General features: G+C 72.3%; 16 protein-coding genes. 8 read left to right on the forward strand and 8 right to left on the reverse strand.

Annotated elements, in window-relative coordinates; translation table 11 throughout:
• Nucleotides 1-88: 88 nt before the first annotated feature.
• Entirely contained in the window at nucleotides 89-997 is a 909-nt protein-coding gene (serB, locus tag ACYC1Z_RS08385; protein WP_461409073.1) for a phosphoserine phosphatase SerB, read from the reverse strand.
• 95 nt (nucleotides 998-1092) lie between these two features.
• On the opposite strand from serB, the gene ACYC1Z_RS08390 reads away from it, so the two are divergent.
• Nucleotides 1093-1629: a dihydrofolate reductase family protein gene (locus ACYC1Z_RS08390; RefSeq protein ID WP_461409074.1), complete on the forward strand. Its 537-nt coding sequence runs from the start codon at nucleotides 1093-1095 to the stop codon at nucleotides 1627-1629.
• A gap of 87 nt (nucleotides 1630-1716) precedes the next feature.
• Here ACYC1Z_RS08390 and ACYC1Z_RS08395 read toward each other — a convergent pair whose 3' ends face one another.
• On the reverse strand, nucleotides 1717-2958 hold the full coding sequence (locus tag ACYC1Z_RS08395) for a glucose-1-phosphate adenylyltransferase (RefSeq protein ID WP_461409075.1): 1242 nt from the start codon (nucleotides 2956-2958) through the stop codon (nucleotides 1717-1719).
• Between the two features lie 199 nt (nucleotides 2959-3157).
• Here ACYC1Z_RS08395 and glgA point away from each other — a divergent pair, with 199 nt between their 5' ends.
• Nucleotides 3158-4384: a glycogen synthase gene (gene glgA / locus ACYC1Z_RS08400; protein ID WP_461409076.1), complete on the forward strand. Its 1227-nt coding sequence runs from the start codon at nucleotides 3158-3160 to the stop codon at nucleotides 4382-4384.
• A gap of 1 nt (nucleotide 4385) precedes the next feature.
• On the opposite strand, the gene ACYC1Z_RS08405 is transcribed toward glgA, so the two are convergent.
• Both ACYC1Z_RS08405 and ACYC1Z_RS08410 read right to left on the reverse strand, forming a co-directional pair.
• Nucleotides 4386-5195, reverse strand: a complete 810-nt coding sequence (locus ACYC1Z_RS08405; RefSeq protein WP_461409077.1) for a YwiC-like family protein — start codon at nucleotides 5193-5195, stop codon at nucleotides 4386-4388.
• A 100-nt stretch (nucleotides 5196-5295) separates the two neighbouring features.
• A complete protein-coding gene (locus ACYC1Z_RS08410) occupies nucleotides 5296-6111 on the reverse strand; it encodes a hypothetical protein (protein WP_461409078.1) in 816 nt (271 codons plus the stop codon).
• Between the two features lie 103 nt (nucleotides 6112-6214).
• Here ACYC1Z_RS08410 and ACYC1Z_RS08415 point away from each other — a divergent pair, with 103 nt between their 5' ends.
• The 6 genes from ACYC1Z_RS08415 (at nucleotide 6215) to ACYC1Z_RS08440 (ending at nucleotide 13728) form a co-directional block, all read left to right on the forward strand.
• Nucleotides 6215-7018, forward strand: coding sequence for an ABC transporter ATP-binding protein (locus ACYC1Z_RS08415; protein ID WP_461409079.1), 804 nt, complete (start codon nucleotides 6215-6217; stop codon nucleotides 7016-7018).
• A gap of 84 nt (nucleotides 7019-7102) precedes the next feature.
• Nucleotides 7103-7552 (forward strand): NfeD family protein, encoded by a 450-nt coding sequence (locus ACYC1Z_RS08420; protein ID WP_461409080.1) that lies wholly within the window; start codon nucleotides 7103-7105, stop codon nucleotides 7550-7552.
• A 38-nt stretch (nucleotides 7553-7590) separates the two neighbouring features.
• On the forward strand, nucleotides 7591-8916 hold the full coding sequence (locus ACYC1Z_RS08425) for an SPFH domain-containing protein (RefSeq protein WP_461409081.1): 1326 nt from the start codon (nucleotides 7591-7593) through the stop codon (nucleotides 8914-8916).
• Nucleotides 8917-9194: 278 nt separating this feature from the next.
• Nucleotides 9195-10937, forward strand: coding sequence for an ABC transporter ATP-binding protein (locus ACYC1Z_RS08430; protein ID WP_461409082.1), 1743 nt, complete (start codon nucleotides 9195-9197; stop codon nucleotides 10935-10937).
• Entirely contained in the window at nucleotides 10934-12865 is a 1932-nt protein-coding gene (locus tag ACYC1Z_RS08435) for an ABC transporter ATP-binding protein (RefSeq protein WP_461409083.1), read from the forward strand. Before ACYC1Z_RS08430 ends, ACYC1Z_RS08435 begins: the two co-directional genes overlap by 4 nt.
• Complete coding sequence (locus tag ACYC1Z_RS08440) at nucleotides 12865-13728, forward strand: TrmH family RNA methyltransferase (RefSeq protein WP_461409084.1); 864 nt, start codon at nucleotides 12865-12867, stop codon at nucleotides 13726-13728. The genes ACYC1Z_RS08435 and ACYC1Z_RS08440 overlap by 1 nt, the downstream gene beginning before the upstream one ends.
• 123 nt (nucleotides 13729-13851) lie before the next feature.
• On the opposite strand, the gene ACYC1Z_RS08445 is transcribed toward ACYC1Z_RS08440, so the two are convergent.
• The 4 genes from ACYC1Z_RS08445 to ACYC1Z_RS08460 form a co-directional block, all read right to left on the reverse strand.
• Nucleotides 13852-14247 carry a nitroreductase family deazaflavin-dependent oxidoreductase gene (locus ACYC1Z_RS08445; RefSeq protein WP_461409085.1) on the reverse strand — a complete coding sequence of 132 codons (396 nt, stop codon included), beginning with the start codon at nucleotides 14245-14247 and terminating at the stop codon, nucleotides 13852-13854.
• Nucleotides 14248-14275: 28 nt separating this feature from the next.
• Nucleotides 14276-15307 (reverse strand): ArsR/SmtB family transcription factor, encoded by a 1032-nt coding sequence (locus ACYC1Z_RS08450; protein WP_461409086.1) that lies wholly within the window; start codon nucleotides 15305-15307, stop codon nucleotides 14276-14278.
• A gap of 159 nt (nucleotides 15308-15466) precedes the next feature.
• Nucleotides 15467-16789 carry an MFS transporter gene (locus tag ACYC1Z_RS08455; RefSeq protein WP_461409087.1) on the reverse strand — a complete coding sequence of 441 codons (1323 nt, stop codon included), beginning with the start codon at nucleotides 16787-16789 and terminating at the stop codon, nucleotides 15467-15469.
• A gap of 35 nt (nucleotides 16790-16824) precedes the next feature.
• On the reverse strand, nucleotides 16825-17289 hold the full coding sequence (locus ACYC1Z_RS08460) for a tRNA (cytidine(34)-2'-O)-methyltransferase (RefSeq protein ID WP_461409088.1): 465 nt from the start codon (nucleotides 17287-17289) through the stop codon (nucleotides 16825-16827).
• Nucleotides 17290-17398 lie beyond the last annotated feature (109 nt).

Genomic DNA, 17398 nt, shown 5'->3' on the forward strand with positions numbered 1-17398 from the left:
GGCGGACCCCGGGCCGGTGAGGCCGGCGGCCCCCCGGGCCGGTGACGCGGGCGGACCCGGGGCCGGTGACGCCGGCGGGCCCCCGGCGTCACCGGCCCAGCAGTCCCAGCACCGCGTCGACGCGCGGGAAGCTGACGGCGGCCTCGGCCCGCTCGACCACGACGGGCTTGCCGCAGAACGCGACCCCGAGACCGGCCGCGGCGAGCATGTCCAGGTCGTTGGCGCCGTCCCCGACGGCCACCACGCGGTCCAGCGGCACGCCGTCCGCCCGGGCCCACGCCCGCAGGCTCCGTTCCTTCGCCGCCCGGTCGACGATCGGACCGGTGGTCCGCCCGGTGAGCCGACCGCCGGAGACCTCCAGGGTGTTCGCCACCGCATGGTCCACGCCGAGCGCGCTGGCGAGCGGGCCCACCACCTCGGCGAACCCGCCGGAGACGACGCCCACACGCCCGCCGACGGCGTGCACGGCGTCGACGAGCTCCCGCACCCCGGGGGTCAGTTCGACGGCGGCCCGGACGGCGTCGAGCACGCCGACGTCCAGCCCGGCCAGCGTGGCGACGCGTGCGCGCAGGCTGGCAGCGAAGTCGAGCTCGCCGCGCATGGCCCGGCCGGTCACCGCCGCCACCTGCTCCTGCGTGCCGGCGTGCGCGGCGAGCAGCTCGATGACCTCGGCGGTGATGAGCGTGGAGTCGACGTCCATGACCAGCAGCCCGACCCCCGCGGCCGCCAGCGCGCCGGCCGTGACGGCGGCGTCCACCCCCAGGGCCGTCGCCACCCCCCGCAGCTCGCCGTGCAGCGCCGCCACCTCGTCCGCGGGCACTTCCGCCGTCGCCGTCGCGCTCACCGCGAACCAGCCGTCCCGGGAGGTGTCGAGCACCTCGACGTCGTCGGCGACGTGCGCTAGCAGCGCGACGGCGTGGCGCACCAGCGCCGCGGGGACGGGACGGGGAGAGACGAGGCCGGCCCGGACGGCGGCGCTCGGGGACGGTGCGGTCACGGTCCCCAGCGTACGGGGACCCGCGCCGCACGCAGGGCCGCGGCCCATGGCGCGGCCCGGCGGCGGATGTGGGTGGTGCTCGGCAGACTGGGCGCATGAGCACCCAGTACTTCACCGCCGCCAGCCTGGACGGCTTCATCGCGGACGAGGAGCACTCGCTGTCCTGGCTCCTCACCCGGGACGTGGACAGCGCCGGCCCCATGGGCTACGACCCGTTCTTCGCCGAGGTGGGCGCCATGGCGATGGGGGCCACCACCTACCGGTGGATCCTCGACCACGAGCGCGCAGCGGACGGCGCCGTCCCGTGGCCCTACGAGATCCCCTGCTGGGTGCTGACCCACCGTGACCTGCCGGTGGTGCACCCGAGCATCCGGATCGCCGGGGGTCCGGTCGGGCCGGTGCACACGGCCATGTCCGAGGCCGCGGCCGGGAAGAACCTGTGGGTCGTCGGGGGTGGCGGGCTCGCCGGGCAGTTCGCCGACGCCGGCCTCCTCGACGAGATCTGGGTGCAGTACGCCCCGGTCACGCTCGGTGCCGGCGCCCCGCTGCTGCCGCGTCGGCTGGAGCTCGCGCTCGAGGACGTCGCCCGCAACCGTGACTTCGCCTGTGCGCGCTACCGCGTGGTGCGCTGACGGGCCGGTCAACAGCCTCGAATCGTCGCACCGCACGCGCGCCCGGCGCACGGTGACCGTCAGTGCGCGGTCGTCAGCGCACGACCGTCAGCGCGGGACGATCGCGCCCTTCGGCACCACCGTGATCCCCGACTCGGTGACGGTGAACCCACGAGCGGTGTCGATCTCGGGGTCGATGCCGACCTGGGCGTTGGGGGCGATCTGGACGTTCTTGTCGATGATCGCCCGGTTCACCGTGGCGTTGCGGCCCACGCTCACGCCGTCGAACAGGACGGAGTCCCGTACGGAGGCCCACGAGTTGACGCGGGTGCCGGGGGAGAGGATCGACCCCACGACCTCGCCGCCGGAGATGATCACCCCGGGGGAGATGATCGAGTCCAGCGCGTGCCCGAGCCGCTCGCGGTGCCCGTAGACGAACTTCGCCGGCGGCAGCCCCGTGTACCCGGTGAGCAGCGGCCAGTCGTCGTTGTAGAGGTTGAACACGGGGAAGACGGAGATGAGGTCCTGGTTGGCGTCGTAGAACGCGTCCACGGTGCCGACGTCGCGCCAGTAGCTGCGGTCGCGGTCTGTCGAGCCCGGCACGTCGTTGAAGGTGAAGTCGTAGAGGCCGGCGGCGCCGTCGGCGACGAAGCGGGGCACGATCGACCCGCCCATGTCGTGCTTGGACGTCTCGTCCTGGGCATCCACGGTGACGGCCTCGACGAGCGCGTCGGCGTCCATCACGTAGTTGCCCATCGAGGCCAGCACCTCGGTGGGGGAGTCCTTGAGGCCGCGGGCCTTCTTCGGCTTCTCGAGGAACTCGCCGATCTTGGCGGGGTTGTCCGGGTCCGCCTGGATCACCCCGAACTGGTCGGCGAGCGCGAGTGGCTGCCGGATCCCGGCCACCGTAAGGGGGAAGCCGGAGTCCATGTGCTGCTCGACCATCTGCGAGAAGTCCATGCGGTAGATGTTGTCCGCCCCGACGATGACGACGATGTCCGGGCGTTCGTCGTCGATGAGGTTCAGGGACTGGAAGATCGCGTCCGCGCTGCCCAGGAACCAGTGCTTGCCCATGCGCTGCTGCGCGGGCACGGGGGCGACGTAGTTACCCAGGAGTGTCGACATGCGCCACGTCCTGGCGATGTGGCGGTCGAGGCTGTGGGACTTGTACTGCGTGAGCACCACGACCCGCAGGAAGTTGGAGTTGGCGAGGTTGGAGAGGGCGAAGTCGATCAGGCGGTAGATGCCGCCGAACGGCACGGCCGGCTTGGCCCGGTCCTTGGTCAGCGGCATGAGCCGCTTGCCCTCGCCACCAGCCAGGACGATTGCGAGAACCCGTGGGAGCGCCATGACCCGACTCTATTGGGCCGGCCGGGGAAACGCCCGCGATCTCCCGGGCCGGTCCCCACCCGGCAACAAGCGGCACCCGTTTGCTCCCGATACGGGGTCACAGGGCATGCTTGTGACACATCGCACGCCCCCGCACGCCGGGCGGAGCGCGAAGGAATGTGGACGATTCGGGGCGAAGCCGCCCGAGAGAGAGGCCAGCATGAGGGTCGACATCCTCACCCGTGAGTACCCGCCGCATGTCTACGGGGGGGCCGGCGTCCACGTCACGGAGCTGGCCAGGGTGCTGCGCCGCAGCATCGACGTCCGCGTCCACGCCTTCGACGGCCCGCGCCTGGCCGGGGACAGCGAGCACGACGTCGAGGTCCCCGTCACGGGCTACGACGACCTGCCCGAGCTCCAGCACGCCAACGCCGCGCTGCGGGCATTCGGGGTGGACCTGCAGATCGCCGCCAACCTCGCGGGCACCGACCTCGTGCACTCCCACACCTGGTACGTCAACCTCGCCGGCACGCTGGGCTCGCTGATCAACGACGTCCCGCACGTGCTCTCCGCGCACTCCCTGGAGCCGCTCCGACCGTGGAAGGCGGAGCAGCTCGGCGGCGGTTACGCACTCTCCAGCTGGGCCGAGCGGACCGCCTACGAGACCGCCGCCGGCGTCATCGCCGTCTCCGGCGGCATGCGCGAGGACATCATGCGTTCCTACGACATCGACCCGGCCAAGGTCCACGTGGTCCACAACGGCATCGATCTCGAGGGCTGGCACCGGCCCCGGACGGCGGAGGAGCGGGACGCCGCGGCGGATACGCTCGCCCGCCTCGGTATCGACCACACCCGGCCCACCGTCGTCTTCGTCGGACGCATCACCCGCCAGAAGGGCCTGTCGCACCTGCTCCGCGCCGTCGAGCAGCTGCCGCGGGACGTCCAGCTCGTCCTGTGCGCGGGGGCCCCGGACACCCCCGAGATCGCCGCCGAGGTCACCGGCCTGGTCGAGGGGCTGCAGGACACGCGCGACGGCGTCATCTGGATCGAGGAGATGCTCCCGCGGCCCGACCTCGTCGCGGTGCTCGACGCCGGCACCACCTTCGTGTGCCCGTCGGTGTACGAGCCGCTCGGCATCGTCAACCTCGAGGCGATGGCCGTGAACCTCCCGGTCGTGGGGACCGCGACGGGTGGCATCCCCGAGGTCGTCGACGACGGCGTGACCGGCACCCTGGTGCCGATCGAGCAGGCCACCGACGGCACGGGCACCCCGCTGGACCCGGTCGCCTTCGAGCACGACCTCGCCGAGGCGCTCACCGCCATGGTCACCGACCCGACCCGGGCCGCGGCGATGGGGGACGCGGCGCGCCGCCGGGTGGAGGACCACTTCTCCTGGGACACCGTCGCCGAGCGGACCCTCGCCGTCTACGACGCGGTGCTGCGGTAGGTCACCGGACCAGCAGCGTCACCACGACCAAGGCCGTCGCAACGATCTCCCCGACCCCCAGCACGCCGGGCGGCATGCGCCGGCCGCGCCGGGCGGCCACGACCGGCACCGCCACGGCGCGGAGCACCAGCACCACCCACATCGCCGCATGCCACGGCGGCACGGTGCCGCCGGCCGCGAGGACCACCACCACGGCTGCGACGCCGACGTGGTAGCCGACGGAGCCCACGAGGTAGGCCCGCCTGCCCCGCTCACGGATGTTGGTCTTCACGTACAGGACCGTCCCGAGGAAGTAGGCGGTGACCAGCGCCGTGACCACCCACACCCAGGCCCAGGAGACCAGGTCGCCGTCGGGCGAGGCGACCGTGCGCCCGGGCCCGGCGTCGTACGCCACCGCCGTCATCAGGCCGGCGGCGAGCACCGTGACGGCGTCGTTGCGGAGCGAGCGGTCCAGCCGCCGGGCCGAGCACCACGCCGTCGTCGCGACCAGCGGGGCGTACGGCAGCGCCCACCCCACCAGCGACGGTGCCAGCACCACCAGGGCGACGGCGAACGGCACCAGGGCCAGGCCGTACGCGCGCACCGGCGGGAGGTAGCGCGGCTTGCGGCGCGAGCGCAGCCACAGTCCCGTGGCGTAGAACGCGAAGTACCCCGCCCACCACAGGCCCAGGAGCGGCAGATGCACCCATGCCGGGCCGCCCAGCGCGATCCCGATCAGCGGCGGGACGGTGATCATCGCCCACGCACCGTGCTGGTCGGGCACCCAGCCCGGCCCGCGGCGGCGCCTTCTCGTGGGGTGGGCCGGGGACACGGGGCCAGGCTATGGCTTCACGAGCGCGGTCGTGGGACCCATGTCGTGGTGCGGGGGACCGGTGTCGCGGTGCGGGGACCTGCGTCGTGGCGTACGGAGCCTACGGGCGGGTGGCGCTCGCCGCGCACATCGCGTGGCGGGCTGCGCGCTCCACCTGCGCGAGGGCGCCGGAGCGGCGGTAGGTCTGCGTGGCGGTGACGGCGGCGCCGTCGTCCGCGACGGCCAGGGCCACGATGGCCAGCAGCCGCGCGGCGCGCTCGAGCACGTCGAGTCGGCGCCGGTCCAGACCCGGCGGGAGCAGCCGGTCCGGGAGCGTGGCGAGGGAGAGGTCGAGGAGTTGGTCGGCGACGTCCGGTCGGTGCCGGGCGACGTCGAGGTCCTCGAGCGCCTCGACCGCCTCGGTCATCGCGAGCTGGATCTCGCGGCGTGCCTGGGAGAGCGAGTCCACCCCCGCCAGCAGCAGGCTGGGGGCGGGTATCAGGTCGGTGACGTCCTCGTCGACGGTCCACGTGACGAGCTCGCCGCGCTCGTAGACGCTGCCGTAGGTCTGCCGCAGGGGCACGACGATCGTGCACACCTCGGTGCCGCGCCCGTCCCGCCGCCGCAGCAGCAGCCCCTCGCCGGCGTCGAGCAGATCCGTGGAGCGGACGGCCGGCGTGCCCATCGGGTCGCCCGAGCGCGGCAGCACCGCCGCGACCTCGTGGACGGGGGCCAGGGTCGCGACCATCTCACGCAGCGCGGGTGGCGTGCCCGTTCGGGGCGCACCCTCCCCGGTACGGGACCGGACCTCGTGGTGCTCGTCCACGCGGGTGACGGCCCGCACGGCACGAAGGGCGGTGTCCCGGTCGTGCACCGTCGGCAGCCACAGCGCGAGCGTGACCGAGACGGGCAGGTCGAGGATGGCCGGCGCGGACATGGGTCAACGATACGAACCCGGGGCCGGATGGCCTACCCCACACGGTGCCGGGCACCGGGCCGGGTGCCGGGCACCGGGCCGTGGGTGTTCTAGGGTTCAGGTCATGGGTGATGTGCTCGAGCTGGACGAGGTCTCCGTACGCCGTGGGACGAAGACGATCCTGGACCGCGTGAACTGGTCCGTGAACGAGGGGGAGCGGTGGGTCGTCCTGGGCCCCAACGGTGCCGGGAAGACGACGATCGTCCAGCTCGTGGGGGGCCGCCTGCACCCGACGACGGGGACGGTGACCATCATCGGCGAGGAGCTCGGGCACGTCGACGTCGCCGAGCTCCGGCCGCTCGTCGGCCTCGCCTCGGCCGCGCTGGACCAGCGACTGCCGCCCGGGGAGAACGTCCTCGACGTCGTCATGACGGCGTCCTATGCCGTCACCGGCCGCTGGCGCGAGACCTACGAGGAGCTGGACACCTCGCGCGCGCAGGCCCTCCTGGATGACTTCGGTGTCGGCCACCTGGCCGACCGCGCCTACGGCACGCTCAGCTCCGGCGAGCGCAAGCGCGTCCAGATCGCCCGCGCGCTCATGCCCGACCCGGAGGTGCTGCTGCTCGACGAGCCCGCTGCGGGGCTCGACCTCGGCGGCCGCGAGGGCCTGATGAGCGTGCTCTCCGCGCTCGCGGAGGATGGGCGCGCCCCCGTGATGGTGCTCGTGACGCACCACGTCGAGGAGATCCCGCCCGGCTTCACGCACGCCCTGCTCCTGCGCGAGGGCGTCGTCGAGGCTGCCGGCCCGATCGACGAGGTCCTCACCCCGCAGCACCTCTCGCGGGCCTTCGGGCTCGACCTCGAGGTCGAGCGGCACCGTGGCCGGTTCAGCGCACGGGCGGCCGGGGCGGGCACCGGCGTCGAGTAGGGACGGGCCGGACACGATAGGCTGAGGCCGACGACGACGGCATCACCGCTGTTCGGCGCGGTGCGGCTCAGGGAGGAGAGCACCATGGCGTGGCTCTGGTGGCTCGCGACGGCACTCGTGCTCGGCGTCGTCGAGCTGCTCACGGTCGACCTGGTCTTCCTCATGTTCGCCGGCGGCGCCGCCGCGGCGGCACTCGCCGCGCTGTTCGGCGCACCGGTCTGGGGGCAGGTGTTCGCCTTCGCCGCAGTTTCGCTGCTGCTGCTGTTCGTCGTGCGCCCCTCGGCCAAGCGGTTCATCGAGCGGTCCACCCCGGAGACACGGACCAATGCCGCCGCCCAGGTCGGCCGGCCGGCCACCGTGCTGATCGACGTCACCGAGCACGCCGGTCGCGTCAAGCTCACCGGTGAGGTCTGGACCGCACGCGCAGCGATACCGGGCGCGATCCACCCCGCCGGCACCACCGTACGAGTCGTCCGCATCGACGGGGCGGTCGCCGTCGTCGAGGCCACCGCGGACGAGGCACTGCCCGGCTGACCGGGCCCCACCGCAGCCGAGCTCACCCAAGGAGCAACATGACCATCGACACCACCAACGCCGGAAGCCTCGTGCTGACGATCATCCTGGCCCTGCTGGCGCTCGTGGTGATCATCGCGATCTCGCGGGCCGTGCGGATCGTCCCGCAGGCCACGGCGCTGATCGTGGAGCGGCTCGGGAAGTACCAGACCACGATGGACGCCGGTCTGCACTTCCTCATCCCGTTCGTGGACCAGGTCCGCTCGAGCGTGGACCTGCGCGAGCAGGTCGTCTCCTTCCCGCCGCAGCCGGTGATCACCTCCGACAACCTGGTGGTCAGCATCGACACCGTCATCTACTTCCAGGTGACCGACCCGAAGTCGGCGGTGTACGAGATCGCCAACTTCATCATGGGCATCGAGCAGCTCACGGTGACGACGCTGCGCAACGTGATCGGCTCGATGGACCTCGAGCAGACCCTGACCAGCCGCGACCAGATCAACGGCCAGCTGCGGGGGGTGCTGGACGAGGCCACCAGCCGCTGGGGCATCCGCGTCAACCGGGTCGAGCTCAAGGCCATCGACCCGCCCGCGTCCGTGCAGGGCGCGATGGAGCAGCAGATGCGTGCCGAACGTGACCGCCGCGCCGCCATCCTCACCGCCGAGGGCGTCAAGCAGTCGCAGATCCTCACGGCCGAGGGCGAGAAACAGTCCGCCATCCTGCGGGCCGAGGGCCAGGCGCAGGCCGCGATCCTCACCGCCCAGGGCGAGTCCCGCGCGATCCTGCAGGTCTTCGACGCCATCCACCGCGGCAAGCCTGACTCGAAGCTGCTCGCCTACCAGTACATCCAGATGCTGCCCGAGCTCGCCAACGGCTCCTCGAGCAAGCTCTGGGTCATCCCCACCGAGCTCACGGCAGCGCTCAACGGCATCGCGAAGGGCTTCGGCGGCGGCGCCGCCGGGCCGGATCTCGGGCCGGACGACGGCGGTCCCGCGCCCCAGGTCGACTTCGGCTCCCACGGCAGCGGGCTGGCCCGCGAGCTCAGCGAGACCAGCCTGCAGGACCCGGACGAGGCGCTGGCCGAGGCGCGCAGCGAAGCCGAGCGGGCGACGTCGGAGGCCACCACCGCGGGTGAGCGCTCCGGGGCGCCGTTCTCCACCGCCGCCATCGTCGGGCAACGACCCGAGGAGAGCCACGCCGAGCGCCGGGCCGCATCCCGGGCTCGCATCGACGAGGCCCTGGCCACCGGCGGCGACCGCGCCGCCCGGGCCGCCGAGCGGCGGGCGCAGGAGGACGTCGCACGGTTCGCGCCGCCCGAGCCCGCATCCGAACCGGAGCCGCCGGCACAGCCTGCCGAAGCCGCGTCGCCGGACGAGTCGCGCTGACCTCGCGCCGTGCTGACCTCGCGCCCAGCTGACCTCGCGCCGAACAGGTCCTGACGGACCGAGACCCCGCGAGCCGGATCTCGAGCGCTGTGCGGGGACCGAGGGGGGACGGCATCCTCGGCAACCTCGGTCGCCGTCGCCGCTGGGCCGGGACCTGGCGCCACGTCGCGTGTTCGCTGTGGGCGAGGTGGGCGAGATCGATACGGCGGGGCGTGGCACCGCGACGTACGGTGAGAGCTCGGCCGGCTGCCGATCCCCCCGTGTGCTGATGAGGTGTGATGCTCCTTCGTGTGCTCGGGCGCTTCCTGCGCCCCTATCGCCGTGACGTGACGATCGTCGTCGTCCTGCAGCTTATCCAGTCCCTGGCCGCCCTGTCCCTGCCCACCCTCAACGCCGACATCATCGACAACGGGGTCGTGGTCGGCGACACCGGCTACATCCTGCGGATCGGTGGCCTCATGCTGGCGATCACGGCGGTGCAGGTGGCCACCACCATCGGTGCCGTGTACTTCGGCGCCCGCAGCGCGATGGCGATGGGCCGTGACATGCGCCGCGACATCTTCGGCAACGTCCAGCGCTTCTCGCTCGAGGAGATGGGCCGCTTCGGGGCGCCGTCGCTCATCACCCGCTCCACCAACGACGTCCAACAGGTCCAGATGGTCGTGCTGATGACGTTCACGATCATGGTGGTGGCCCCGATCCTGATGGTGGGCGGCGTCGTGATGGCGCTCCAGCTCGACGTCCAGCTCTCCGGCCTGCTCATCGTGATCATCCCGCTGCTCGCGGCGGTGATGGGCTTCGTCGTCGTGAAGATGCGGCCCCTGTTCCGCCAGATGCAGGAGCGCATCGACCGGATCAACCTGGTCATGCGCGAGCAGATCACCGGCGTCCGGGTGATCCGGGCCTTCAACCGTCAGGACACCGAACGGGAGCGCTTCGCCGTCGCCAACACCGACCTCATGACGACGGCGCTCGGCGTCGGCAAGCTCATGGCGCTGATGTTCCCGGGCGTCCTCCTCATCATCAACGCCTCCTCGGTCGCGGTGATCTGGTTCGGCGCTGCCCGGATCGACAGCGGCGAGATGCAGGTCGGGGCGCTCATCGCCTTCCTCAGCTACCTCATGCAGATCCTCATGGCCGTGATGATGGCGGTCTTCATCTTCATGCTGGTGCCGCGTGCGGAGGTCTCGGCCGAACGCATCGTGGCGGTGCTCGACATCGATCCCGCCATCGTGGCCCCGGCGGCGCCCCGGCCGCTGCCCGCCCGAGCGGGTCGGGGTCTGCCCGTGGAGCTCGACGGCGCCACGTTCGGCTATGCGGGCGCCGACGAGCCCGTGCTGCACGACCTCAGCCTGCAGCTCGAGCCCGGTACGACCACCGCCATCATCGGCTCCACCGGCTCCGGCAAGTCCACGCTCGTCAATCTCCTCCCCCGCCTGATCGACGTCACCGGCGGAGCGGTGAGGGTGGGCGGGGTCGACGTGCGGGAGCTCGACCCGACCGAGCTCCGCGAGCGCATCGCGCTCGTGCCGCAGAAGGCCTACCTCTTCTCCGGCACGATCGCCTCCACGCTGCGGTTCGGCCGACCCGACGCCACCGACGAGGAGCTGTGGGCGGCGCTCGAGGCCGCCCAGGCCCACGACTTCGTGGTGGCGCTCCCCGAGGGGCTCGGCGCCGTCGTGGAGCAGGGCGGCACGAACTTCTCCGGCGGTCAGCGCCAGCGCCTCGCGATCGCCCGGGCACTCGTGCGCCGCGCCGACGTCTACCTCTTCGACGATTCCTTCTCCGCCCTGGACTTCGCCACCGACGCCCGGCTCCGCGCCGCGCTGCCGGGCGCGACCCACGGGGCGACGACGATCATCGTCGGCCAGCGCGTCGCCACGATCCGCGACGCCGCGCAGATCGTGGTCCTCGAGGAGGGCCGCACTGTCGGCGTCGGCACGCACACGGAGCTCATGGACACCTGCACCACCTACCAGGAGATCGTGTACTCCCAGCTCAGCGTGGAGGAGGCGGCATGAGCCACGGTCGTGGTCCCGGGCTCGGCCCCGGCGCGGGTGGCCCGCCCGGCGCCAAGCCGCGCCAGTTCCGCGCCTCGCTCCGCCGGCTGGTGGGGGCGTTGCGCCCCGAACGGGTGTGGCTCGTCGTCGTCGTCCTCCTGGGTTCGGCATCGGTGGCGCTGTCGGTCCTGGGGCCCAAGCTCCTCGGCGACGCCACCAACATCGTGTTCAACGGCGTCGTCGGCGCCCAGCTCCCGCCCGGCGTCACGCAGGCGCAGGCCATCGAGGGGTTGCGGGCCGCGGGCAAGCCCCAGCTCGCGGACCTGATCTCCGGGATGGACCTGGTCCCGGGGCAGGGCATCGACTTCGCCGCCCTCGCCACCACCGTACTGACCGTGCTGGCCGTCTATGCCGCCTCCGCCGTGTTCCTGTGGGGGCAGGGGCTGATCCTCGCGTACGTCGTCCAACGCACCGGCTTCCGCCTCCGCACCGACGTGCAGGCCAAGATCGACCGGGTGTCGCTGCGTCACCTGGATACGCACGCCCGCGGCGACGTGCTCTCGCGCGTGACCAACGACATCGACAACGTCACCCAGAGCCTGCAGCAGACCCTGTCCCAGCTGGTCACGAGCGTGCTGACGGTGCTCGGCGTCATCGGGATGATGTTCTACCTGTCGTGGGTGCTCGCCCTCATCGCCCTGGTCACGGTGCCCGTCTCGGCGTGGCTGACGATCACCATCGCCAAGCGGGCCCAGCCGCAGTTCGTCACCCAGTGGAAGTCGACCGGCGATCTCGGCGGTCAGGTCGAGGAGGCGTTCACCGGCCACGAGCTCGTCACCGCGTTCAACTCCCAGGGTGCGTTCGACGAGGCCTTCGAGGCGGAGAACGAGCGCCTGTTCGCCTCGAGCTTCAAGGCCCAGTTCATCTCCGGCTCGATCATGCCGGCGATGACGTCCCTCTCGAACCTCAACTACGTCCTCGTCGCGGTGGTCGGCGGTCTGCGGGTCGCGTCCGGTGCCCTGAGCCTGGGTGAGGTGCAGGCGTTCATCCAGTACTCGCGCCAGTTCAGCCAGCCGCTGGGCCAGATCGCGTCGATGGCGAACCTCGTGCAGTCCGGCGTGGCCTCCGCCGAACGCATCTTCGAGTTCCTGGACGCCGAGGAGGAGGTCGCGGACGTCGCGGGGACGCCGCGGCCCGCGCCGCGGGGCCGCGTGGAGTTCTCCGGCGTCAACTTCCGGTACGAGCCGGACACCCCGCTCATCGAGGATCTCGACCTCGTGGTCGAGCCGGGCAGCACGGTCGCCGTCGTCGGCCCCACCGGCGCCGGGAAGACCACCCTGGTCAACCTCATCATGCGGTTCTACGAGATCGACGGCGGCTTCGTCCGCCTCGACGGCGTCGACACCCGCGAGCTCACCCGGCACCAGCTCCGCGAACAGATCGGGATGGTGCTGCAGGACACCTGGCTGTTCAACGGCACGATCGAGGAGAACATCGCGTTCGGCCGGGTCGGCGCCACCCCGGCCCAGGTGCGCGCGGCGGCCGAGGCGACCAGCGTGGACCGGTTCGTGCACTCGCTGCCCGACGGGTACGCGACGGTCATCGACGACGAGGGCGGCGGGATCTCGGCGGGGGAGAAGCAGCTCGTCACCATCGCGCGCGCGTTCCTCTCCGACCCGCAGATCCTCATCCTGGACGAGGCCACGAGCTCCGTCGACACCCGCACCGAGGTCCTCGTCCAGCATGCGATGGGCCGGCTGCGCACCGGGCGCACGAGCTTCGTCATCGCGCACCGGCTCTCCACGATCCGCGACGCGGACGTCATCCTCGTGATGGAGCAGGGCCGGATCGTCGAGCAGGGCACCCACGCCGACCTCCTCGACGCCGGCGGGGCCTACGCCCGGCTGTACCAGTCCCAGTTCGCGGCGCCCGCCGTCGAGGAGGCCTGATGCTGATCCGGGTCACCGACCCGGTCGACGAGCGGCTCAGCGACTACACCAATCTCACCGACGTCGCGCTGCGCTCGCGCCACGAGCCCGAGAAGGGCCTCTACATCGCGGAGAGCGCGAACGTCATCCGGCGGTCGCTCGAGGCCGGGCACCGGCCCCGGTCCTTCCTCATGGCGCAGAAGTGGCTCGCGCCCATGGCTCCGGTGATCGCCTCGGCGCCGGGCAGCGAAGGGTTCGCCGACGGCGGCGCGGACGTGCCCGTGTTCGTCGCTGAGGAGCCGGTGCTGCGCGCCATCACCGGCTTCCACCTCCACCGCGGGGCCCTGGCCGCCATGCACCGGCCCCCGCTGGTCGGGGTGCGTGAGCTGCTCGCGGGCGCCCGCTCCGGTGCGGGCGCCCGGCGGGTCGCCATCCTGGAGGACATCGTCGACCACACCAACGTCGGTGCCGCGTTCCGCTCCGCGGCGGGCCTGGGGGTCGATGCCGTGCTCGTCACGCCCCGCTGCGCCGACCCGCTCTACCGTCGCTCGGTCCGGGTGAGCATGGGGACCGTCTTCCAGGTGCCGTGGACCCGCCTGACCGCCTGGCCCGGCGCCATCGAGAAGCTGCACGACGCCGGGTACACCGTCGCCGCCCTGGCGCTGAGCGATGACGCCGTCAGCCTCGACCGCTTCGCCGCCGCACCGGCCGTGACCGCACCGGACTCGCGCATCGCGTTCGTGCTCGGCACGGAGGGGGACGGTCTGGCCCGCGCCACGGTCGAGGCCGCGGACGTCGTCGTGCGCATCCCCATGGCGGGTGGGGTGGACTCCCTCAACGTCGCCGCGGCCTCCGCCGTCGCGTTCTGGGCCACCCGGGCCTGACGCCCGCCCCGGCGAGCCCGGCATCACCCGCCCCGGCGAGCCTGACCTCACCCGCCCCGCCGAGCCCGATGTCGCCAGTGGCCGGTCGCCGGGCGGCTGGGGTCACCCGTCACCCGTCGGCAGTCACCCGTCAGCCGCCGGCCGGACGGTGAGGACCAGCGAGTCCGGCACGTCGAGCAGCCCCAGCAGCTGGCGGACCACGGGCGGTGCCCAGGTCCGCGTGGGGTCGTGGACGAGGTGCGGTTCCACGAGCTCGACCCGCCGGCCCCGCGTGGTCAGCGTGCAGCCGCCCGCGGCGAGCACGTTGCGCACCCAGTCCGCGTCGCGGCCGTAGGTCAGCGCGACCCGGTACCCGGCCCCGGAGCGGAAGACGTTCACCACCACGGTGCGTTCCCGTCCGGTGCGGCGGCCCGCGTGGGTGAGCAGCGCGAAGCCCGGCAGCCGCGGTGCCACCAGGCCCATGACCCGGTTCAGCACGCGCCGGTTCGCCCGCCCGAGCCACCGTGGCAGGGGACTCATGCATGCTCCAGCCACCGTGGCAGGGGACTCATGCGTGCTCCATCCGTCCGGGAAGCCGCTCGATCGTACCGACACGGACGACTTCGCCCGGATCCGCACAGCGCCCGGACCCGGTGTCGTACATCGACGCCGCAATCATCCCCCCGGCGTCGTGCTCCTGCCCGCGGAGGCGGGCCGTGACGTGCTCGCCGATCGATCGGCGTCGACGCGGGACGGCGCACTCCATGTCCTCGTGCCTCTCGAGTTCGAGCCGCACGTGGTTGCGCGCGTGCGCGACGGCCGCCGACAGGTCGTAGAAGTAGTGTTCGCGGCCGCCGAGGGTGTCGAGCACGCCGACCGCCAGGGCCACCTTCCGCTGGTGCTCGTCCAGCCCCTTGAGCAGGACGATGATGACGCGCCGGCGCAGGTCGGTGATGATCGAGCTCAGCGCGTTCGCGCCGGAGGCGTCCATCATCCGGATGTCGGTGAGTGCCAGGCTGATCACCTTGACGTCGTTCACCCGAGCGATCTCGTCGAGGAACTGCTTCGTCCCGCCGAAGAACAACGCACCGTGGAACCGGTAGACGGCGATGTGCTCGTGCAGCAGCCCGTCCTCCTCCTCGGCGCCGAGCTCGTCGGGCACGTCGACGCGGTCGAGCCCGGAGTTCTGGGCCGGTGCGACGTCGACGGCCGGCTCGGGTGCGGTGGTGGGTGCTGGCCCGGCCGGTTCGTCGGCGAGCTCGTCGGTGAGCTCGGCCAGCGCCCCGCTGGTGTGGCCCAGCCGGTGGACGAGGAAGGTGCGCGCCACGGCCAGCATCTCGGCGACGGACGGATCGGCGAGCGCATACGTGACGACGTTCCCGGCACGGGCCTTGGTGACGGCGCCCGCGCGGCGCAGCACCGCCAGGTGCTGGGAGAGGTGCGAGGCCTCCACCCCCATGTCGGCGAGCAGCTCGCTGACGGGCTTGTCGCCGGTGGCGAGCAGCTCGAGCGTGCGGATGCGCACCGGGTGGCTGAGCGCCTTGAACAGCTCGGCCTTGAGCTCGTAGATGGGGGCACCGATCGCGGTTCGGTCAGACACGGACTCACACACCTTGCAGTTGACGACGTGAGGAATCGATCAAGTCATCAGGTGCGGTACCGCCGCGGCTCGTCGCGCAGCCCGTACGGGCGGCCCTGGTACGGGACGGCGCCGTGCGGAGGGATCAGGTCGGGTACGGGACGGCGCCGTGCCGAGGGATCAGGTCGGGTCCTCCGCTTCGCCCGCTCCGCCGGCGCCGGGGGTGCGGGTCCCGCCGGCGGCGGGAACGTCGATCACCCTGGTCGGGCTGGTGACCCGGGTGTCCGCCGCCGCACCCTGCCGCCGGGAGAGCACCAGGAAGGGCAGGGACAGCACAGCGATGCCGGCCCCGGCGATGTAGGACGGGCCGTACCCCCACACGTCGGCGGCGCGGCCGAGCACCGGCTGGGACCAGACGCCGCCGGCCGCGCCGACGAGGGAGTCGAAGGAGAGGATCGTGGCCCGCTGCCGGGACGGGATGAGATCGTTGAGGTAGGCGCGGCGGATGGGCATGGTGGCGGCGGAGAGCATGCCCCACACGACGATCAGCGTTACGACGGCGGTGAAGCTGTCGACCAGGCCGATGCCCACGAGCGCGGCGACGCTGAGGGCGGACAGGATGATCAGGGCCGAGGTCCGCCGTCGGAAGAGGCGCCGGACCAGCGGTGCGGCGAGCCCGCCGAGGATCTGGGCGCCGGCGACGATCGCCGCCACGAGGCCGGCGATCGTGTAGGCCGCCGGATTGCCGTAGAGCTCCAGCAGATAGGGCTGCAGCGCGTAGAAGGCGTAGAACCCGACGCCGGCGGAGAAGAACGCCTCGACCATCAGCCACCGCACGGCGGGTGCCCGCCACCCGTGGTCGATCGTGTTGCGGGCGATGGTGCGGACCTCGGCCAGGACGTACCCGCCGCGCCGGGACGTGAAGCCGATGTCCTGCATGAGGCGCGAGGCGACGACGAACATCGTGAGCAGCACGGCGGCGCGAAGCACGAAGGGCACCCCGAGCGTCGTCTGCTGCGCGATCACCCCGCCGAGCACCGAGCCGAGCAGCATCGCGACGCCGGAGACGATCTGCCCACGGCCGAAGACGGACTCCAGGTCACCGGTGAACCCGGTTGCCGACAGGGCGTCGACGAGCCACGCCTCGACCGCGCCCGAGAAGAACGTGTAGCCCAGCCCGAGGAGCATCGAAGCGACGGCCCACGTCCAGAACGCTGCGTGCACCTGCCAGAGGAGGACGTAGAGCAGGGTGGCGACGGCGAGCGTCACCGTGCCGAACAGGTAGGAGTAGCGGCGGCCGATCGTGTCGGCGACGACGCCGGTGGGCACCTCGAAGAGCACCATGCCGAGGGTGTAGAAGGCATTGGCGGCGAAGGCCTGCAGGTTGGTCAGACCCGCGTCCAGCAGGAAGATGGTGTTGATCCCCCAGATGAGGGACGTTGCCAGGGTGTTCCCGAGCAGCAGCACGAAGTAGACGCGCACGATCGAACGCGGCGCTCGCATGTGACGTCAACCACACCGGTGCGTGGTTGATTCCCTCATCCTCCCGGGGCGTATCCGTGCTGGCGCCATGCCTCGTAGACCACCACGGCCGCGGCATTGGAGAGGTTGAGCGAGCGGATCCCGGGGAGCATCGGGATCCGCAGCCGGTCGGTCAGCCGTGGGTCGTCCAGCACCTCGCGCGGCAGCCCGGTGGGCTCGGGGCCGAAGAGCAGGGCGTCGCCGGGGGCGTACGCCACGTCGGCGAAGCTGCGGTCGGCATGACCGGTGAAGGCGTAGACCCGCCCCGGTCGGACGGCGGCCAGCGCCGCGTCGAGGTCGGCGTGGACGACGACGTGGGCGAGGTCGTGGTAGTCCAGGCCCGCCCGGCGCAGCCGGGCGTCGGACAGGTCGAAGCCGAGCGGCTCCACGAGGTGGAGGGTGGCCCCGGTGGTCGCCGTCATCCGGATGGCGTTGCCGGTGTTCGGCGGGATGCGGGGCTCGAAGAAGATGACGTGGAACACGGGGCCATGGTCGCACCCGCGAGGGGTACGCCCCGCGGCCGCTACAGGGCCCCGCCCGCCGCCGCCGGTGCGTCGGCCGACGCACCGGCGGCGCCGGGCTGCTCCCGGG

The sequence above is a fragment of the Georgenia sp. genome, assembly GCF_054605595.1.